Genomic DNA, 16,295 nt, shown 5'->3' with positions numbered 1-16,295 from the left:
GTCGACCGCCCCGGCGATGTCGCGACTCATGCGATCCGCTTAGCCGCTCGTCGAGATCGTCAAGCGTCGCCGGCGTCGCCGGCGTCACTGCGCCAGCCCGCGAGCCCGACCAGCACCATCCGCATCTGCGTCACGGCGGCCCGCTCGATGGCGGCCAGCGCGTCGTCGTCCTCGGCGTCCTCGATGGCCTCGGCGGTCACGATCATCGCGTTGACGAACAGCCCGGCGAGGATGTTGCGGTCCTCGACGCTCCACCGGCTCAGCCGGGGGAAGCGGGCGAGGTCCTCGGCGAGTTCGGAGGTGATGCGGGCGATCTCGTCGCGGATGGCGTGGCGCAGCACCGGCACGCCGCTGGACCGCTCGCGGCTGATGAACCGCCAGTGTTCCCGTTGCTGCGCCACGCTGTCGACGAGGATCTCGACCGACGACTCGATGACCCGGTTCGGGTCGAGCTTTCCCGCGCGCGCCTGGCGCAGCATCTCACGCAGCGACGAGAAGGACTCGTCGATCAGGACGAGGCCCAGCGCCTCCATCGACTCGAAGTGGCGGTAGAAGGCGGTGGGCACGATGCCGACCTCGCGGGTGACCTCGCGCAGGCTCAGCGCCGCGAAGCTGTCGGTGGCGAGCAGCTTCAGGGCCGCGGCGATGATGGCCCGCCGGGTGCCCTCCTTGCGCTCGATGCGGGTGGGCTTGCCCCGGCCACGCCGCCGCGCAGGACGCGACGAGGTGCCCGGAGTGCTCATCCGCCGAGCGTACCCACCCCCGACCAGCGGTCAGGTCAGCTCGCCGATGGGTGAATCGGCGAGCCGCTCGGCGAGCTCGGCGGCGTTTTCGTACACCGCGACGGCGCCGGCCGTCTCCAGCTCCTCGCGGGAGACGCCGCCGCTCTGCAGGCCGATGGTGGCGACGCCCGCGCGGTTGGCGGCCTCGACGTCCCACACGCTGTCACCGACGAACACCGCGCGATCGGCGGGCACGCCCGCGCGTTCCAGCGCGATCTCCACGATGGCCGGTTCGGGTTTGGCGGTCTCGACGTCCCCGGAAGACGTCAGCGTCGAGTAGACGTCCTCGCGGTCGAGCAGGTCGCGCAGGATCGCCAGCTCGTCCTCCGGCGCCGACGTCGCGAGCACCACCTGCAGGCCGAGGTCGGCGACGCGCTGCAAGACGTCGCGGCCGCCCGGCAGCACCCGCAGCAGGCCCGTCGTCTCCTGGTAGTAGGTCGAGTGCCGATCCTTGAGCTGCGAGCGGGTGTCGTCGTCGGCGTCGGGCGCCAGGTTCTCCAAGAGCGTCCCCCCGTCGACGCCGATCGCGCGGTGGATGCGCCACGCCTCGATCGGCACGTCGACCTCGCGGAACGCCCGTATCCAGGCGTGGACGTGGAGGTAGTTGGAATCGACGAGCGTGCCGTCGATGTCGAACAGCACAGCGGGGCGGTTGTCGCTCATGGCTCTCTTCCATACCCGCTGCGCCGAACTCGCATTCCCGGTCGCTCTCGACGCCGAATTACGACCGGGAATGCGGTTTCGCGGAGGGGAAGGGCTATTTGCGCGGCGGCTGCAGCACCTTCATCGCGCCGCGCATCACCGGTGCGGGCACCCGGTCCTTCCACGACAGCGCGGCGTCGGCGAGCCGGCCGCGCGCCGGCGTACCGCGGCCGAACATCCGGTTGAAGGGGCCGCCGGACGGTTCGAGTTCGATGTGCAACGGCGGCGCACCGTCGCCGGCGCCGAGCGCGCGGGAGATGACGACCCGCTGGATCTCGCTGGTGCCCTCGAAGATGGTGTACAGCTTGGCGTCTCGATACCACTTCTCGACCGGGTGATCGCTGATGTAGCCCCAGCCGCCCATGGTCTGGATGGCCCGCTCGGTGGTCTTGACCGCCACCTCGCTGGCCGCCAGCTTGGACATCGACCCCTCGCCGCGCTCGAACGGCACGCCCGACGCCGCCATCCACGACGCCCGCCAGGTGAGCAGCCGCGCCGCGTCGATCTGCGTCGCGAGGTCGGCCAGCGGGAACGAGATGCCCTGGTTGTCGATGATCGGGCCGCCGAACGCCTCGCGCCGGTTGGCGTAGGCGGTGACGTATTCCAGTGCGGCGCGGGCGATCCCGAGGGCCTGCGCGGCGACCATCGGCCGGGTCTGCTCGAAGGTGCCGAGCGCGGTGGAGCCGGAGTGCTTGGCGCCCTCGACCGCCTCGCGGGCCTTGGCGAGCTTGTGCTCCAGCTTCTCCTCACCGCCCAGCAGGTGGTCGCCGGGCACCCGCACGCCGTCGAACTTCAGCTCCGCGGTGTGCGACGCCCGGCAGCCCAGCTTGTCGAGCTTGCGCACCAGCTCCAGGCCCGGCGTGCCGCCGGGCACGATGAACATGGCCTGGCCCTTGTGCCCGAGCTCGGGGTCCACGACGGCGTTGACGACGTGCACGTCGGCGATGCCGCCGTTGCCGATCCACATCTTGTGGCCGTCGATGACCCAGTCGCTCCCGTCGCGGCGGGCGGTGGTCCGCAGGTTGCGGACGTCGCTGCCGCCCTCGGGTTCGGAGATCGCCAGCGCGGCCAGCTTGAGGTCGCCCGGCGTGCCGAAGCATTCGGGAGCCCACTGCAGCATCTGCTCGGGCGAGGCGGCCTGGCCGATGGCCGACAGCGCGAGGGCGGGCATGACGATCGCGAGCCCGATGCCGGCGCAGCCCCAGAACAGCTCCTCCATGAACATCGGCAGGCTCAGGCCCGTCGGATCGCCGATGAGGTCGCGGTAGAACAGCGGGCTGTAGAACCCCCGCTGCGCCGCTTCCTGGAGCACCGGCCACGGGAATTCCTGCCGCTTGTCATAGTCGGCGGCGACCGGCCGGATCACGTTCTCGGCGAAGTCGTGCGCCCGCTGGGCGAGGTCGTGCTGCGCGGGCGTGGGCGTCAGATCGAACGGCATGCAGGCTCCTCGGCGAGACGTTGCAGCGTACAGGTGTTCACTCAAATTACCCGGTACCCGCGGTCGCGCATGGATAATCGTGGGGTCGCGTCCGAAAGCTAGGGTTGACGCCATGTCTCCCCGATTCGCGACGGCTGACCGCGTCGACCTTTCGGGGCTGCTCGACTTCGTGCGGCCCCGTCACCACCTGGTGCTCACCACGTGGCGAGCGGACGGCTCGCCGAACTCCTCGCCGGTGACCGGCGGCGTCGACGACCAGGGCCGCATCGTGATCGCCAGCTATCCGCAGCGGGCGAAGAGCCGCAACATCCGCCGCCGGCCGGAGGCCACCGTGCTGGTGCTCTCCGACGACTTCAACGGGCCCTACGTGCAGGTCGACGGCGACGCCGAGGTGATCGACCCGCCGGACGCCGTCGAGCCGCTGGTCGACTACTACCGCGCGATCGCCGGCGAACACCCGGACTGGGACGACTATCGCCGGGCGATGGTGTCGCAGGGGAAGTGCCTGATCCGGGTCACGCCGAGGCGGTGGGGGCCGGTCGCGACGGGCGGGTTCCCGCCACCTCAGTGATGCCTGCGCCCTTGCCGGTGAACTCCGCGAGCGCCGCGGCGTTGGCGGCCGATCCCATCAGCTCGGCGAAGTAGGCGTTCTCCCGTTCGCGCGCCTCGGCGACGGCGGGCAATGTCGGCGCGACGATCGTGCGCTTGACGGCCTGCAGGCTTGCGATGGGCCGCGACGCCAGCACGTCGGCGTGCCGGCGCGTCTCGGCCAGCAGGTCGTCGGGCTCACAGACCTTCCACGCCAGCCCCATGCGCTGCGCCTCGTCGGCCTCGATCCACTCCGAGCTCAGCAGCAGCCAGGCCGCGTTCTGCCGGCCCACCAGTTGGGGGAGCAGGTACGACGACGCCGCCTCCGGCGCCACGCCCAGGCTGGTGAACGGGCATTTCAGCCGGGCGGTGCGGGCGATGAAGACCAAATCGGCGTAGCCGAGGATCGTCGTCCCGATGCCCAGCCCCAGCCCGTTGACCGCGCACAGGAGCGGCTTGGGAAAGGCGGTGAGCGCGTCGATCAGCCCGAGGAAGCCGTGCCGGCCGGGCGTGAAGCCGGGGTCGGTGATGCGGGCCTGCATCTCGGCGAGATCGGTGCCGGCCGAGAAGGCCCGGCCGGCACCGGTCAGCACGACGACCGCCACCTCGTCGTCGGCGGCGGCCGCCAGCAGCGCGTCGGCGGTGGCGTCGTAGAGCGCCTCGTTGAACGCGTTGAGCGCCTCGGGGCGGTTCAACGTGAGCGTGCGGACCTTGCCCGCGTCGGAGATCCGGAGGAGCACCGGGCAGCTAGCGGTCGGCGTCGGTGTACCGGATGACGCCGCGGATGTTGCGGCCCTCGAGCATGTCGCGGTAGCCCTCGTTGATCTGCTCGAGCTGGTACTGCCGCGTCACCATGTCGTCGAGGTTCAGGCGGCCGGCCTGGTACATCGCCAGCAGCTGCGGGATGTCGTAGTGCGGGTTGCCGCCGCCGAAGATGGTGCCCTGCAGGCGCTTCTGCAGCAGCGTCAGCATCGACAGGTTGAGCTTCACATCGTTGCTGGCCATGTTCGCCACCGCGGTCGCGACCACCGTGCCGCCCTTGGCGGTGATGTTCATGTAGTCGTCGATGTCCTCGCCCTTGAGTTCACCGACCGTGACGATGGTCTTGTGCGCCATGCGGCCCTGGGTGACCTCGGCGACGCCGGCCATCGCGCTGTAGATGTCGGGGTAGGCGTGGGTGGCGCCGAACTTGAGCGCGGTGTCGCGCTTGAACTCCACCGGGTCGACCACGAAGATGTTGCGGGCCCCGGCGTTGAGGGCGCCCTGCAGCGCGCCGGTGCCGACGCCGCCGACGCCGACGATCACCACGTCCTGGCCGGGACGGACGTCGCCGCTGCGGACCGCGGACCCGTAGCCGGTGGTGACGCCGCAGCCCACCAGGCACGCCACCTCGAAGGGGATGGTCGGGTCGATCTTCACCACGGAGCTCTTGTGCACCACCATGTACGGGCTGAAGGTGCCGAGCAGCGTCATCGGGATGACGGGCTGGCCGTTCTTGGCCGCGTGGATGCGGTAGCTGCCGTCGGAGACCGCGGTGCCGGCGAGCAGCCCGGCGCCCAGGTCGCAAAGGTTGCGGAGCCCCTCCTGGCAGGCGGGACATTCGCCGCAGGACGGGATGAACGACAGCACCACGTGGTCGCCCGGGGCGATGTGCTCGACGCCGGGGCCCACCTCGGTGACGACGCCCGCGCCTTCGTGGCCGCCGAGCACCGGGAAGCCGGCCATCGGGATGTCCCCGGTCACCAGGTGATGATCCGAGTGGCACATGCCCGACGCTTCCATCTGGATCTTGACCTCGTCCTTGACGGGGTCGCCGATCTCGATCTCCTCGATCGACCAGGGCTGGTTGAACTCCCAGAGCAGGGCGCCTTTGGTCTTCATGTTCTGCCTTCCGTGTGTGCGGCGGGTTGGTGATCGGGGCTCGGCAGCAGCAGGCCGCCCAGCAGGGTGCCGGCCAGGTGGTCGACGAGCGCGTCGCCGGTCAGCGTCGGGTTGGCGAGGGTGTGCATCATGACCGCCCCGCGGACGGTGTCCACGAGCGCGCTGCCGTCGACGCCGGGCCGGACAACGCCCTGGGCGACGCCGCCGGCCACGGCCTCGACGTAGAGCGCCCGGACGTCGGCGACGTAGCGGTCCTCGACGCGGCGCACCAGGTCGGGCCGGTGCACCATCTCCGCGACGAGCCCGGGCAGGCCGGCGAGAAACGCGGGATCCGACTGGATGCGGACCATGGTGGCGATGAGCTCGACGAAGGTCTGGGCGAAGGGGCGACCCGGGTCGACCGGCGGATGCCGGTCGTAGACCGCGAAGATGGCCTCCTCGACCAGGGCGAACTTCGACCCCCACCGCTGGTAGACGTAGGGCCGGGAGACCCGCGCGCGGCGGGCGACGTGCGCCAGGGTCAGGTGCTCGTACCCGTCGAGAACCAGCAGGTCGCGGGTCGCCTCGAGCACCGCCCGGTGGCGCTGCGGGTCGCGGGGACGGCCCAGCGGGTGAGTCACGTCACAGACCTTACAACTCGTCAACAAAGTGGGGACCGGGGCATCGGCGGTGGACGGGACACCGGCGCCGTGGCGCCATAGCTGGCCGCAGCGGCCGTCGGCGCGTTGCGTCGCCCTACCGTGCGAACTATAGTCCGGACACATGTCCAGTCTGCGGCGGATCCGCGAATGAACGCCTTCTGACATGCGGATCGCGCTGCTGTCCTACCGGAGCAAGACCCACTGCGGCGGGCAGGGGGTGTACGTCCGCTATCTCAGCCAGGGGCTGGTCGAGCTCGGCCACCAGGTCGAGGTGTTCTCCGGCCAGCCCTACCCGGAGGTGCTCGACGAGCGGGTGACGCTGACGGAGGTGCCCAGCCTGGACCTCTACCGCGAGCCCGATCCGTTCCGCGTGCCGCGGCCGAGCGAGATCCGCGACTGGATCGACCTGCTCGAGCTCGGCACCACCTGGACCGCCGGCTTCCCGGAGCCCCGCACCTTCACCCTGCGGGTCGCGCGGATGCTGGCGCGGCGGCGCGACGACTTCGACGTCGTGCACGACAACCAGAGCCTCGGCACCGGCCTGCGCAAGATCGCGGCGAGCGGCCTGCCGGTGGTGGCGACCGTGCACCACCCGATCACCCGCGACCGCCTCGTCGACCTGGCCGCCGCGCCGTGGTGGCGCAAGCCGCTGGTGCACCGCTGGTACGGCTTCGCCACCATGCAGGCCGACGTCGCCCAGGACATCCCCGAACTGCTCACCGTCTCGTCGACCTCGGCCGCCGACATCCGCGAGGACTTCGGCGTGCGTCCCGAGCAGCTGCACGTGGTGCCGCTCGGCGTCGACACCGACGTCTTCGCGCCGCGCGCCGCGCCGCGCGTGCCGGGGCGGATCATCGCGATCGCGAGCGCCGACCGGCCGTTGAAGGGCATCAGCCATCTGCTGCAGGCCGTCGCCAAGCTGCGGATCGAGCACGACATCGACCTGCAGCTGGTCGCGAAGCTGGAGCCCAACGGGCCGACCGAGAAGCTGATCGCCGAGCTGGGGATCTCCGACATCGTGCACAGCTCGTCGGGGCTGTCCGACACCGAGCTCGCCGACTTGCTGGCGTCGGCCGAGCTCGCCTGCATCCCGTCGCTGTACGAGGGCTTCTCGCTGCCGGCCGTCGAGGCGATGGCCAGCGGTACGCCGATCGTCGCGAGCCGCGCCGGCGCGTTGCCCGAGGTGCTGGGCGACGACGGGACGTGCGCGGAGCTCGTCGAACCCGCCGACGTCGAAGGGCTGATCCGGGTGATCGGCGGCCTGCTCGAATCGCCGGACCGGCTGCGCAGCCTCGGGGCCGCCGGCCGGCGCCGCGCGGTCGAGGTGTTCAGCTGGGAGTCGGTGGCCGCGCAGACCGCGCAGGTGTACCGCCGGGCCATCGAGCGCGTCGGCAACCGCGGCGGTGTGACGTGCTGACCGTCGACTTCGACCGGCTCGGCATCGGGCCCGGCAGCAAGGTCATCGACGTCGGCTGCGGCGCGGGCCGCCACGCGTTCGAGGCGTACCGCCGCGGCGCCGACGTCATCGCGTTCGACCAGGACGAGGCCGAACTCGCGGGCGTCGAGGCGATCCTGCGCGGCATGGCCGAGGAAGGCCAGGCGCCGGCCTCGGCGACCGCCGAGGTGCGGGCCGGCGACGCGCTGGCGCTGCCGTACGACGACGAGACGTTCGACGTGGTCATCGCCTCGGAGATCCTCGAGCACGTGCCGGCCGACGACGTCGCGATCGCCGAGCTCACCCGCGTGCTGAAAACCGGTGGGACACTGGTGGTCACCGTGCCGCGCTGGCTGCCTGAACGCATCTGCTGGCTGCTCTCCGACTCCTACCACGCCAACGAGGGCGGCCACATCCGCATCTACCGCGCCGACCGGCTGCGCAGCAAGATCGCCTCGCGCGGAATGCGGTTCGTCCACACCCACCACGCGCACGCGCTGCACTCGCCGTTCTGGTGGCTGAAATGCGCTGTGGGCGTCGATAATCCGGATCACCCGGCGGTGACGGCCTACCACAAGTTGCTGGTATGGGACATGATGCGGCGGCCGTGGCTGACCCGGGTGGCCGAGTCGCTGCTCAATCCGCTGGTGGGCAAGAGCGTCGCACTCTACTTCGAGAAGCCGGAGGCTCGTGTCGCGCTCGTATGACGCACCGGGCGTGCCGGGCGTACTGACCTCGCAGCAGTGCCTGGCCACGGCGCTGTCTATCGCGGCAACCCAGGAACCCTCGGGCGCGCTGCCGTGGTTCGCCGGCGGCCACACCGATCCGTGGGACCACGTGGAGAACGCGATGGCGCTCACGGCGGCCGGGCTGTACGAGCCGGCGCTCGCCGCCTACGAATGGTCGCGGCGGACCCAGCGCGCCGACGGCACCTGGCCCATCCAGTTCCGCGCCGGCGTCGTCGAGGACCCCCACAGCGACAGCAATTTCTGCGCCTACATCGCCACCGGCGTGTGGCACCACGTGCTCGTGACCGGCGACGGCGCCTTCGCCGAGCGGATGTGGCCGGTGGTCAGCCGGGCGGTCGACTTCGTGCTCGGGCTCCAGCTGCCCGGCGGCGAGATGGCCTGGGCGGCAGGGCCGCACGGTCCGGCCGACCGCGCGCTCACCACCGGCTCGGCGAGCATCCACCACAGCCTGCGCTGCGCGCTGGCACTGGCCGACCACGTCGGCGAGGCGCAGCCGGAGTGGGAGCTCGCGGTCGGTCGGCTGGGCCACGCGCTCGCCAGCCATCCGGAAGCCTTCGATGACGAGGGCCGGCACTCGATGGACTGGTACTACCCGATCCTGGGCGGCGCGGTGCGCGGCGACGCGGCCGCCGAACGCGTCGACGCCCGCTGGGACGAGTTCGTCGTCGCCGGCCTCGGCATCCGCTGCGTGATCGACCGGCCGTGGGTCACCGGCGCCGAGACCTGCGAGTTCGTGATGGCCCTCGACGCGATGGGCGCCCGTGACCGGGCGCTGGAGCAGTTCGCCGCGATGCAGCACCTGCGCGAGCGCGACGGCTCCTACTGGACCGGCCTGGTGTACGCGGACGGCAAGCGGTGGCCCGTCGAACGCACGACGTGGACGGGCGCGGCGATGGTGCTCGCGGCGGACGCGCTGTCCTCGACCACGCCGGGCGCGGGCCTGTTTCGCGGTGACGACCTGCCGCGCGGGCTGGAAGGCGAATTCGACTGCGACTGCAGTTCGATCGCCACGTGACCCGTCAGTCGGGTGCGGTGCCGGCGTCGCCGGAGACCCGCTCGAGCACCCGCAGCGTCTTGGTCACCGACACCTCGGCGAATGCGCCGCTGTCGATCGCCCGCCGGTAGATCTGGTAGGGCGCCTGCCCGCCGTCGCGCGGGTCCGGGAACACATCGTGGATCACCAGCGCGCCGCCGTGCGACACCCAGCGAGCCCAGCCGTCGAAGTCGCGGTGCGCGGCCGCCTCGGTGTGCCCGCCGTCGATGAACAACAGCCGCAACGGGATGCGCCAGGTGCGGGCCACCACCGGCGACTTGGCGACCACCGCGACGACGTGGTCGTCGAGTGCAGCGGCGTCGAGGGTGTGGCGGAACGTCGGCAGGGTGTCGAACAGGCCCGTCACCGGGTCGACCTTCGACGCGTCGTGGTACTCCCAGCCGGGCTGGTGCTCCTCAGACCCGTGGTGGTGGTCGATGGTGTACAGCACGCTGTCGGTGGCCTGCGCCGCGGCGCCCAGCAGCACCGTCGACTTGCCGCAGTAGGTGCCGATCTCGACGCCGACCCCGCCCGCGAGGTAGCGGACTGCGGCGTCGTGCAGCGCCCGGCCCTCGTCGTCGGGCATGAAGCCCTCGATGGTCGAGGCCAGCTCGAACAGGTGCGCCGTGCGCTCGTCCGCGGTCGGGCTGCTCATCCGCCGAACGTAGCCGGTCGGCGCGCTGTTGCTGGTCATCGGGGGGTGTAGTAGCGTCCGGACATGTGTCCGACGCGGCCCTGGAGGCGACTCGGCGCCGCCTGACCCCCAAGCAGGCCGACACCGTCGAACGGCTCGGCCGGGCCGCCGTCGAGGTGCTGGGCCAGCAGGGTTTCGCCGGGCTCTCCATCCGCACCGTCGCCGCGCACGCAGGCGTCGGCGCCGCCACGGCCTACACCTACTTCTCGTCCAAGGAGCACCTGATCGCCGAGGTGTTCTGGCGGCGGTTGGTGTCCGAACCGCCGCCCGATGCCGACGCCACCGACCCGTGCGCTCGGGTGGTCGCGGTGCTCCGACACATCGCGATGCTGATCTCCGACGAACCCGAATTCGCCGGGGCGGTGACCAATGCGCTGCTCGGGCGCGACCCCGACGTCGAACACCTGCGGGTGCGCATCGCCGGCGACATCCACGACCGGCTGACCGCGGCCGTGGGCGCCGACGCGGATCCCGACGTCATCGCGGCGCTGGAGTTGCTGTACGCGGGCGCGCTGGTGCGGGCAGGTGTGGGATACGAGACCTACGCCGAGATCGCCGACCGGCTGGAGAAGTCGGTGCGGCTGGTGCTCCGCTAGCTTTTCGTCCACGCCGCGGGTTTCGACCCTGCCGCAGCGGGCATGGCTTTGCGCATGCGAGCAGTGACATGGCAGGGCAAGCGCAAGATGTCCGTCGAGAACGTTCCCGACCCCGTCATCCAGGAACCCACCGACGCCATCGTGCGCGTCACGAGCACCGGCATCTGCGGGTCCGACCTGCACCTGTACGAGGTGCTCGGCGCCTTCATGAAACCCGGTGACATCGTCGGTCACGAGGCCATGGGCATCGTCGAAGAGGTCGGCCCGCAGGCCGGTGATCTGCGGGTGGGCGACCGGATCGTGGTGCCGTTCAACATCTCCTGCGGGCACTGTTTCATGTGCACCCACGACCTGCAGAGCCAGTGCGAGACCACCCAGAACCGCGATCAGGGCACCGGCGCGGCGCTGTTCGGTTACTCGGAGCTCTACGGCGAGGTGGCCGGCGGACAGGCCGAGTACGTGCGCGTCCCGCAGGCGCAGTACACCCACATCAAGGTGCCGCACGAGGGGCCCGACGACCGTTACGTCTACCTGTCCGACCTGCTGCCCACCGCGTGGCAGGCCGTCGAGTACGCGAATGTGCCCGACGGCGGCACGCTCGTCGTGATCGGTCTCGGGCCGATCGGCGCCATGGCCGCCCGCATCGCGGCGCATCGCGGCTACCGGGTCATCGGGTTGGACCGGGTGACCGAGCGCCTCGACCGCGCCCGGTCCTCCTGCGAGACGGTGTTCGACGTGCGGGAGGTCAAGGACGGCGCCCTGGAGTCCGCGGTGCGTGACCTCACCGACGGCCGCGGCGCCGACTCGGTGATCGACGCCGTCGGCATGGAGGCGCACGGTTCGCCCATCGCCGAGGCCGCGCAAACCGCGACCGGCTTCCTGCCGTCGACGCTCGGCCGGGCGTTGATGCGCAACGCCGGCGTCGACCGGCTGGCGGCCCTGTACACGGCGATCACGCTGGCGCGCCGCGGCGGCACGGTGTCGCTCTCGGGCGTCTACGGCGGCACCGCCGATCCGCTGCCGATGCTCACGATCTTCGACAAGCAGCTCACGCTGCGGATGGGCCAGGCGAACGTCAAGCGCTGGGTGCCGGACATCATGCCGCTGCTCACCGACGACGATCCGCTGGGCGTCGACGATTTCGCCACCCACCGGCTGCCGCTCGAGGACGCGCCGCGCGCCTACGAGACCTTCCAGAAGAAGCAGGACGGCATGATCAAGGTGGTGCTGAAGCCGTAGCGGTCAGCGCCAGTGCCGCGGCCCGGCCAGCGCGGTGCAGGCGTCGACCGCCGGGCCGACGATCTCGCGGACATCGGAGCCGTCCTCGACGGCGACGGCGGTGAGCTCGCGCAACCCGCCGACGATGAGCAACGCGGTGGCGCGGCTCAGCGGCGGCAGCCCCGCCCGCCGGAACCCGGGCCCGTCGGTGAGGGCGATCAGCAGCGCGATCAGTTCTTCCATGCCGCGGCGCTGCAGCGGGCGGGCGACCTCGCCGAGCGCGGGCAGCTCGCGGATCCAGGCCAGCGTGATCGCCGGCCGCTCCTCGATGGCATCGACGTAGGCGGCGACGGCCTGCTCGATCTGGTGCCGCCAGTCGGCTTCGGGGTCGACGGCGCCGCGGATGCGGTCCCGCAGGTCGACGTCCATCAGGAAGAGCAGTTCGCCGAAGCACTCCTCCTTGCTGGCGTAGTGCAGGTAGAAGGTGCGTTTCGACGTGCCGGCGTGGCGAACGATGTCGGCGATGGTGGTGCTGCGGTATCCGCGTTCCTCGATCGACGCGGCCAGACCGTCGACGAGGCGGCGACGGAACGGATCGGCCGCGTTCTCCGCGCCCGGCCCGCTGGTCACGACGGACATGGCTCCCTCCCGAACCACCATTTTGGCACCACCCCCTTGTCAGCCGTGGTACCGGCGAGTACCGTAACGTGGATCACATGGTACGCAGCGGTACCAACCGAGGAGGCGCTATGAGCGAGACGGTGATCGACCTGCATCACGCCACTCCGCCCCGCTCGAAGGTGCCGTCGCCCATTCAGGCGGCCGCCTTCGTTTTCACCCGTCGGATGATGCTGCACACGCTGGCCAAGCGGTACGGCCCGATCTTCCAGCTGCGCCTGCCCGTCTTCGGCAACACCGTGGTGGTGGCAGACCAGGCGATGGCGAAGCAGGTCTTCACCGCCAGCACCGACGACCTCGTCAACGTCCAGCCCAACCTCAGCCGGGTGCTGGGACCTGGATCGGTGTTCGCGCTCGAAGGTGGCGAGCACCGCAAGCGCCGCAAGCTGCTGACGCCGCCGTTCCACGGCAAGAGCATTCGCAACTACGAGAAGATCGTCGAAGAGGAGACGCTCCGCGAAATCGCCGGCTGGCCCGAGGGTGAGGAGATCGAGACCCTCGAGCCGATGATGCGGGTGACGCTGAACATCATCCTGCGCGCGGTGTTCGGCGCCGACGGCGGCGAATTCGACCGGCTCCGCGAGTTGGTGCCGCCGCTGGTCGAACTCGGCTCGAAGATGGCCGCCATCCCGGTGCCCCCGGCCCGGCTGCGACGGTTCACGCCGTGGCACAGGCTCGACCGGCTGAACAAGCAATTCGACGACGTGGTCTTCACGCTCATGGACAAGGCGCAGGCCGACCCCGCGTTCGAGGAGCGCTCCGACATCCTGGCGCTGCTGATGCGCAGCACCTACGAAGACGGCACGCCGATGACCCGCCAGGACATCGCCGACGAGATGCGCACGCTTGTCGGCGCCGGCCACGAGACGACGGCGTCGACGCTGGCGTGGGCGTTCGAGCGGCTGAGCCGGCACCCGAAAGTGCTCGACGAACTGGTCGCCGAGGTCGACTCCGGCGGCTCCGAGCTGCGGCAGGCCACCATCAACGAGGTGCAGCGCACCCGCGCCGTCATCGCCTTCGCCGGCCGGCATGTGCAGGCGAGCGACTTCGAGCTCGGCGGCTACCGGATCCCCAAGGGTTATTCGATCGTCGTCAGCAACTGGCTGATTCACGAGGACGCCGAGACCTATCCCGATCCGCAGCGCTTCGATCCGCACCGGTGGCTCGGCGTCAAGGTGAACCCGTACGCCTGGCTGCCCTACGGCGGCGGAACCCGGCGCTGCGTCGGCGCCGCGTTCGCGAACATGGAGCTCGACGTCGTGCTGCGCACCGTGCTCGGCCACCTGGCCGTCGAGCCGACCGACGCCCCCGATGAACGGTGGCACAGCCGCGGCGTCGCGTTCACCCCGAAGCGCGGTGGCCGCATCACCGTGCGTCGCCGCGTGAGCTGACGCGGCGTTTCGGGTAAACCGGTCGGGACATCGCCGCCGAGCCTGGAGCCGCCATGGATCGCCCCGACACCATCATCGAGATCCATCGCGAGCAGGTCGAAGCGCAGGCGGCCGACGAGTACTCCGGCGGCACGTACCGCGAGGACGTCGGTGGGCTGGGCTATTCGGCGACCGCCACGCTGCACCTCGAGCTGTCGCGGGTGTGGTTCGTCTCGGATTCGGCGGGCCGGCACTGGCGGGAGGAACGCGACGGCGACGAACGAGAACCGCAGCGCCACTTCGCGATTGAGCTGGCGATCAGGGACTCGAAGATCATCATCGACTCGGTGACGTGCTTTCCGCTGCTGCCGTTGCCGCCGCGCACCGTCACCATCCCGAACGGTCCGCGGGCGGGGGAGAAGCGGCGGATCGGCTACAACGAGATCCCGCTCTTCGGCCGGCTCACCATCCACGACCAGCTGGAGTGCCGCGACGTCCGCGACGGCAAGCAGACCATCGTGCTGGACTTCGGCGCGCAGCCGTCACCGCCGCTCGTCTCAGAACCGGTGTCGGGGCAGCATCCCCCGCAGCTGCACGGGGCGGACGTCGAGCGGCGGCCCGACGGCGTCACGGTGTTCCATGGCGACGACCCCCGCGTCACCTGGGATCTCGACTACGCCGAGGCGTACTGGATCACCCACTCGATCGCCGGTGAGCTGCTGGTGGCGGCCGAGCAGCTGCGGCATCCGGGCATGCCGGACGCAGAAGCGCGGCTCGCGGTGCTCGACTCGTTCGCGGCGCAGATCGCCGACGCGGTGGCACCGGTGGTCGCCCAGCTCGGCGACGACGGCGTGCTGGACCTGCTGCCCGAGCCCGTCGACATCGATCCCGACGCCGACGACGACACCACCTTCAAGGCGTTGGACGCCCGAGTGCAGCAGTTCGTCTCGGCCGACGGTGAGACGCACGAGTCGATGGTGGTGGAGCTCAAGACGATTCGTCAGCTGCCGGTCGGAGAGGACCTCCCGGCGTCGGTGCTGGCGGACCGGCCCGGCGAGCGGGCTGGGCTGGCGGTCACCGGCTACTCGATTCTGCGCGAGGTGCGCGACACCGTGATGAACACGTTCGGGCTCAACGAGATCGACTTCGACCCGGACGTGCCCTGTCTGCTGATCGCGCCCAAGACCGTCGAAATCGGCGGCGCCGAGCGGACGTTGGTGTCGCTGGAGGCCGACATCGTGCCCCGCACCGGTGACGGCCGGCTGGTCATCGACGGCCGGGTGAGCGCCGACACCGCGATGTACGACTTCGACGCCTCCTTCACCGTGAGTTACAGCATGGTGCTCGACGCGATACCCCGCGACGCCGAGCCGTCGGAGCGCCGTTCCGAGACCGGCGAGACACTCGAAGATCTGCAGCGCTGCCTGGCCGACGCCTCGCTGCAGCGCCGGCAGGGCGTGCGGAGCGGCGACGAGTACGAGGCCGAGGTGAACCGCGTCAACCGGGTGATGCGGACGTTGCCGCGCACGGTCGGCGTGCAGCCGGTGGCCGAGGGCGAGCCGGCCGTGGACGCCGACTTCCGGCTCACCACCGCCGGCAAGGCAGCCACCGCCGTGGGCGCTGCCGCCACCGCCGGCCTGCTGGCGCTGCCGGCCACCTGGATCGCCGGCGCCGCGGGAATTTCTGCGCTGACCGCCGGCGGGGTGCTGGGCGCGGCGATCGTCGAGTATTTGGGGATCGTCGTCGGCCTCGGCTGGGCCGGTTCGGGTATCGGGTCGCGCCAGGTGCAGCAGGCGCTGGGCAACCAGCCCGACGGGACGCTGCTGCCGACGCTCGGCATCCCCGTGATCGCCGACCTCGACCGGCAGCGGCTCGCGGTCTACTTCCGGCAGGTGCCGCAGCGGCTGCCCGTCACGTTCGTGCGCAAGGACTCCGAGACCGGCGAGGTGGTGATGGTCGGCGGGCCGTGGCCCACCGACGGCACGCCGTACGTCATGTCGCACGACGACGCGGCGCTGCTGCTCGACGCCGGCGCGCTGGAGCTGGTGGTCAAGCACGGCAACTCCGCCGGGCTGCCGGTGCGCGTCATGCCGGGGCCGCGGGGACGGCGCGTGCTCGTCACCGAACCCGACAGTCCGGGCGAGCGGGCGGTCGAGCTGGCCGACCTGCCCGAGGAGTGACGCGGCGCGTACCTCGTGTGGAGGATCGCAGGCCAGCCGCCGCTTCGCCATTCGGACTGGACGGTCAGCAGCGGATTTGTCGCCGCGAACGCACGAAGCAACGACAGCACCAGCTCAGCCTCTAAAGACACGCGCAGATTTCACGCGGCGACTTCTTAGAAGAGCTGATTGCAGCGTCTTCGCGCGTACAGCACGTTGTTCGACTAACGGATCAGTCGCTCCGCTCGGCGCGAAACGGTTCGTACCACCACCAGTTGGCGCGTTCTCCTGATGGCCCGTTCCAGGGTGGGATGTCGGGTGGGGGTTCGGT

At 70.8% G+C, this 16,295-nt stretch carries 16 protein-coding genes; 8 read left to right on the top strand and 8 right to left on the bottom strand.

The genetic code is table 11. The features are described from left to right. Positions 1–59: 59 nt before the first annotated feature. From LV457_RS19220 to LV457_RS19210, 3 genes are all read right to left on the bottom strand, one after another. Positions 60–743, bottom strand: a complete 684-nt coding sequence (locus tag LV457_RS19220; RefSeq protein WP_232173142.1) for a TetR family transcriptional regulator — start codon at positions 741–743, stop codon at positions 60–62. A 30-nt stretch (positions 744–773) separates the two neighbouring features. After that, positions 774–1,445 carry an HAD family hydrolase gene (locus LV457_RS19215; protein WP_232173141.1) on the bottom strand — a complete coding sequence of 224 codons (672 nt, stop codon included), beginning with the start codon at positions 1,443–1,445 and terminating at the stop codon, positions 774–776. 94 nt (positions 1,446–1,539) lie between these two features. Next, positions 1,540–2,922 (bottom strand): acyl-CoA dehydrogenase family protein, encoded by a 1,383-nt coding sequence (locus LV457_RS19210; RefSeq protein ID WP_232173140.1) that lies wholly within the window; start codon positions 2,920–2,922, stop codon positions 1,540–1,542. Between the two features lie 112 nt (positions 2,923–3,034). Here LV457_RS19210 and LV457_RS19205 point away from each other — a divergent pair, with 112 nt between their 5' ends. Then, positions 3,035–3,493 (top strand): PPOX class F420-dependent oxidoreductase, encoded by a 459-nt coding sequence (locus LV457_RS19205; protein ID WP_232173139.1) that lies wholly within the window; start codon positions 3,035–3,037, stop codon positions 3,491–3,493. Here the strand turns inward: LV457_RS19205 and LV457_RS19200 are convergent. The 3 genes from LV457_RS19200 to LV457_RS19190 are packed head-to-tail and all read right to left on the bottom strand — an operon-like array spanning position 3,438 to position 6,011. Further along, positions 3,438–4,250: an enoyl-CoA hydratase/isomerase family protein gene (locus LV457_RS19200; protein WP_232173138.1), complete on the bottom strand. Its 813-nt coding sequence runs from the start codon at positions 4,248–4,250 to the stop codon at positions 3,438–3,440. The two genes, LV457_RS19205 and LV457_RS19200, sit on opposite strands and share 56 nt — an antisense overlap. 7 nt (positions 4,251–4,257) lie before the next feature. After that, positions 4,258–5,391 carry an NDMA-dependent alcohol dehydrogenase gene (locus tag LV457_RS19195; RefSeq protein ID WP_232173137.1) on the bottom strand — a complete coding sequence of 378 codons (1,134 nt, stop codon included), beginning with the start codon at positions 5,389–5,391 and terminating at the stop codon, positions 4,258–4,260. Further along, on the bottom strand, positions 5,388–6,011 hold the full coding sequence (locus LV457_RS19190) for a TetR/AcrR family transcriptional regulator (protein WP_232173136.1): 624 nt from the start codon (positions 6,009–6,011) through the stop codon (positions 5,388–5,390). The genes LV457_RS19195 and LV457_RS19190 overlap by 4 nt, the downstream gene beginning before the upstream one ends. A gap of 184 nt (positions 6,012–6,195) precedes the next feature. Here LV457_RS19190 and LV457_RS19185 point away from each other — a divergent pair, with 184 nt between their 5' ends. From LV457_RS19185 to LV457_RS19175, 3 genes are read left to right on the top strand one after another with little or no spacing between them, the layout of a single operon-like run. Beyond that, the gene (locus LV457_RS19185; protein WP_232173135.1) at positions 6,196–7,449 is read left to right on the top strand and encodes a glycosyltransferase family 4 protein; all 1,254 of its coding nucleotides are present in this window, start codon (positions 6,196–6,198) and stop codon (positions 7,447–7,449) included. After that, positions 7,443–8,174 (top strand): methyltransferase domain-containing protein, encoded by a 732-nt coding sequence (locus tag LV457_RS19180; protein ID WP_232173134.1) that lies wholly within the window; start codon positions 7,443–7,445, stop codon positions 8,172–8,174. The genes LV457_RS19185 and LV457_RS19180 overlap by 7 nt, the downstream gene beginning before the upstream one ends. Then, a complete protein-coding gene (locus LV457_RS19175; protein WP_232173133.1) occupies positions 8,158–9,231 on the top strand; it encodes a prenyltransferase in 1,074 nt (357 codons plus the stop codon). The genes LV457_RS19180 and LV457_RS19175 overlap by 17 nt, the downstream gene beginning before the upstream one ends. A 4-nt stretch (positions 9,232–9,235) precedes the next feature. On the opposite strand, the gene LV457_RS19170 is transcribed toward LV457_RS19175, so the two are convergent. Continuing rightward, positions 9,236–9,904 (bottom strand): class I SAM-dependent methyltransferase, encoded by a 669-nt coding sequence (locus LV457_RS19170; protein ID WP_232173132.1) that lies wholly within the window; start codon positions 9,902–9,904, stop codon positions 9,236–9,238. A 65-nt stretch (positions 9,905–9,969) separates the two neighbouring features. On the opposite strand from LV457_RS19170, the gene LV457_RS19165 reads away from it, so the two are divergent. Both LV457_RS19165 and LV457_RS19160 read left to right on the top strand, forming a co-directional pair. Next, positions 9,970–10,539 carry a TetR/AcrR family transcriptional regulator gene (locus tag LV457_RS19165; protein ID WP_232173131.1) on the top strand — a complete coding sequence of 190 codons (570 nt, stop codon included), beginning with the start codon at positions 9,970–9,972 and terminating at the stop codon, positions 10,537–10,539. Between the two features lie 54 nt (positions 10,540–10,593). Further along, on the top strand, positions 10,594–11,778 hold the full coding sequence (locus LV457_RS19160; RefSeq protein WP_232173130.1) for a zinc-dependent alcohol dehydrogenase: 1,185 nt from the start codon (positions 10,594–10,596) through the stop codon (positions 11,776–11,778). Positions 11,779–11,781: 3 nt separating this feature from the next. Here LV457_RS19160 and LV457_RS19155 read toward each other — a convergent pair whose 3' ends face one another. Further along, the gene (locus LV457_RS19155) at positions 11,782–12,396 is read right to left on the bottom strand and encodes a TetR/AcrR family transcriptional regulator (protein ID WP_232173129.1); all 615 of its coding nucleotides are present in this window, start codon (positions 12,394–12,396) and stop codon (positions 11,782–11,784) included. A 110-nt stretch (positions 12,397–12,506) separates the two neighbouring features. Here LV457_RS19155 and LV457_RS19150 point away from each other — a divergent pair, with 110 nt between their 5' ends. Beyond that, positions 12,507–13,826 carry a cytochrome P450 gene (locus LV457_RS19150; protein ID WP_232173128.1) on the top strand — a complete coding sequence of 440 codons (1,320 nt, stop codon included), beginning with the start codon at positions 12,507–12,509 and terminating at the stop codon, positions 13,824–13,826. 53 nt (positions 13,827–13,879) lie between these two features. Continuing rightward, positions 13,880–15,985 carry a hypothetical protein gene (locus tag LV457_RS19145; protein WP_232173127.1) on the top strand — a complete coding sequence of 702 codons (2,106 nt, stop codon included), beginning with the start codon at positions 13,880–13,882 and terminating at the stop codon, positions 15,983–15,985. Positions 15,986–16,295 lie beyond the last annotated feature (310 nt).

The organism is Mycobacterium sp. MYCO198283 (assembly GCF_021213805.1).
In the GTDB taxonomy this organism is placed as follows: domain Bacteria; phylum Actinomycetota; class Actinomycetes; order Mycobacteriales; family Mycobacteriaceae; genus Mycobacterium.
The sequence above is the reverse complement of the archived record's forward strand: the minus strand, read 5'-3'. Positions and strand labels throughout refer to the sequence as shown.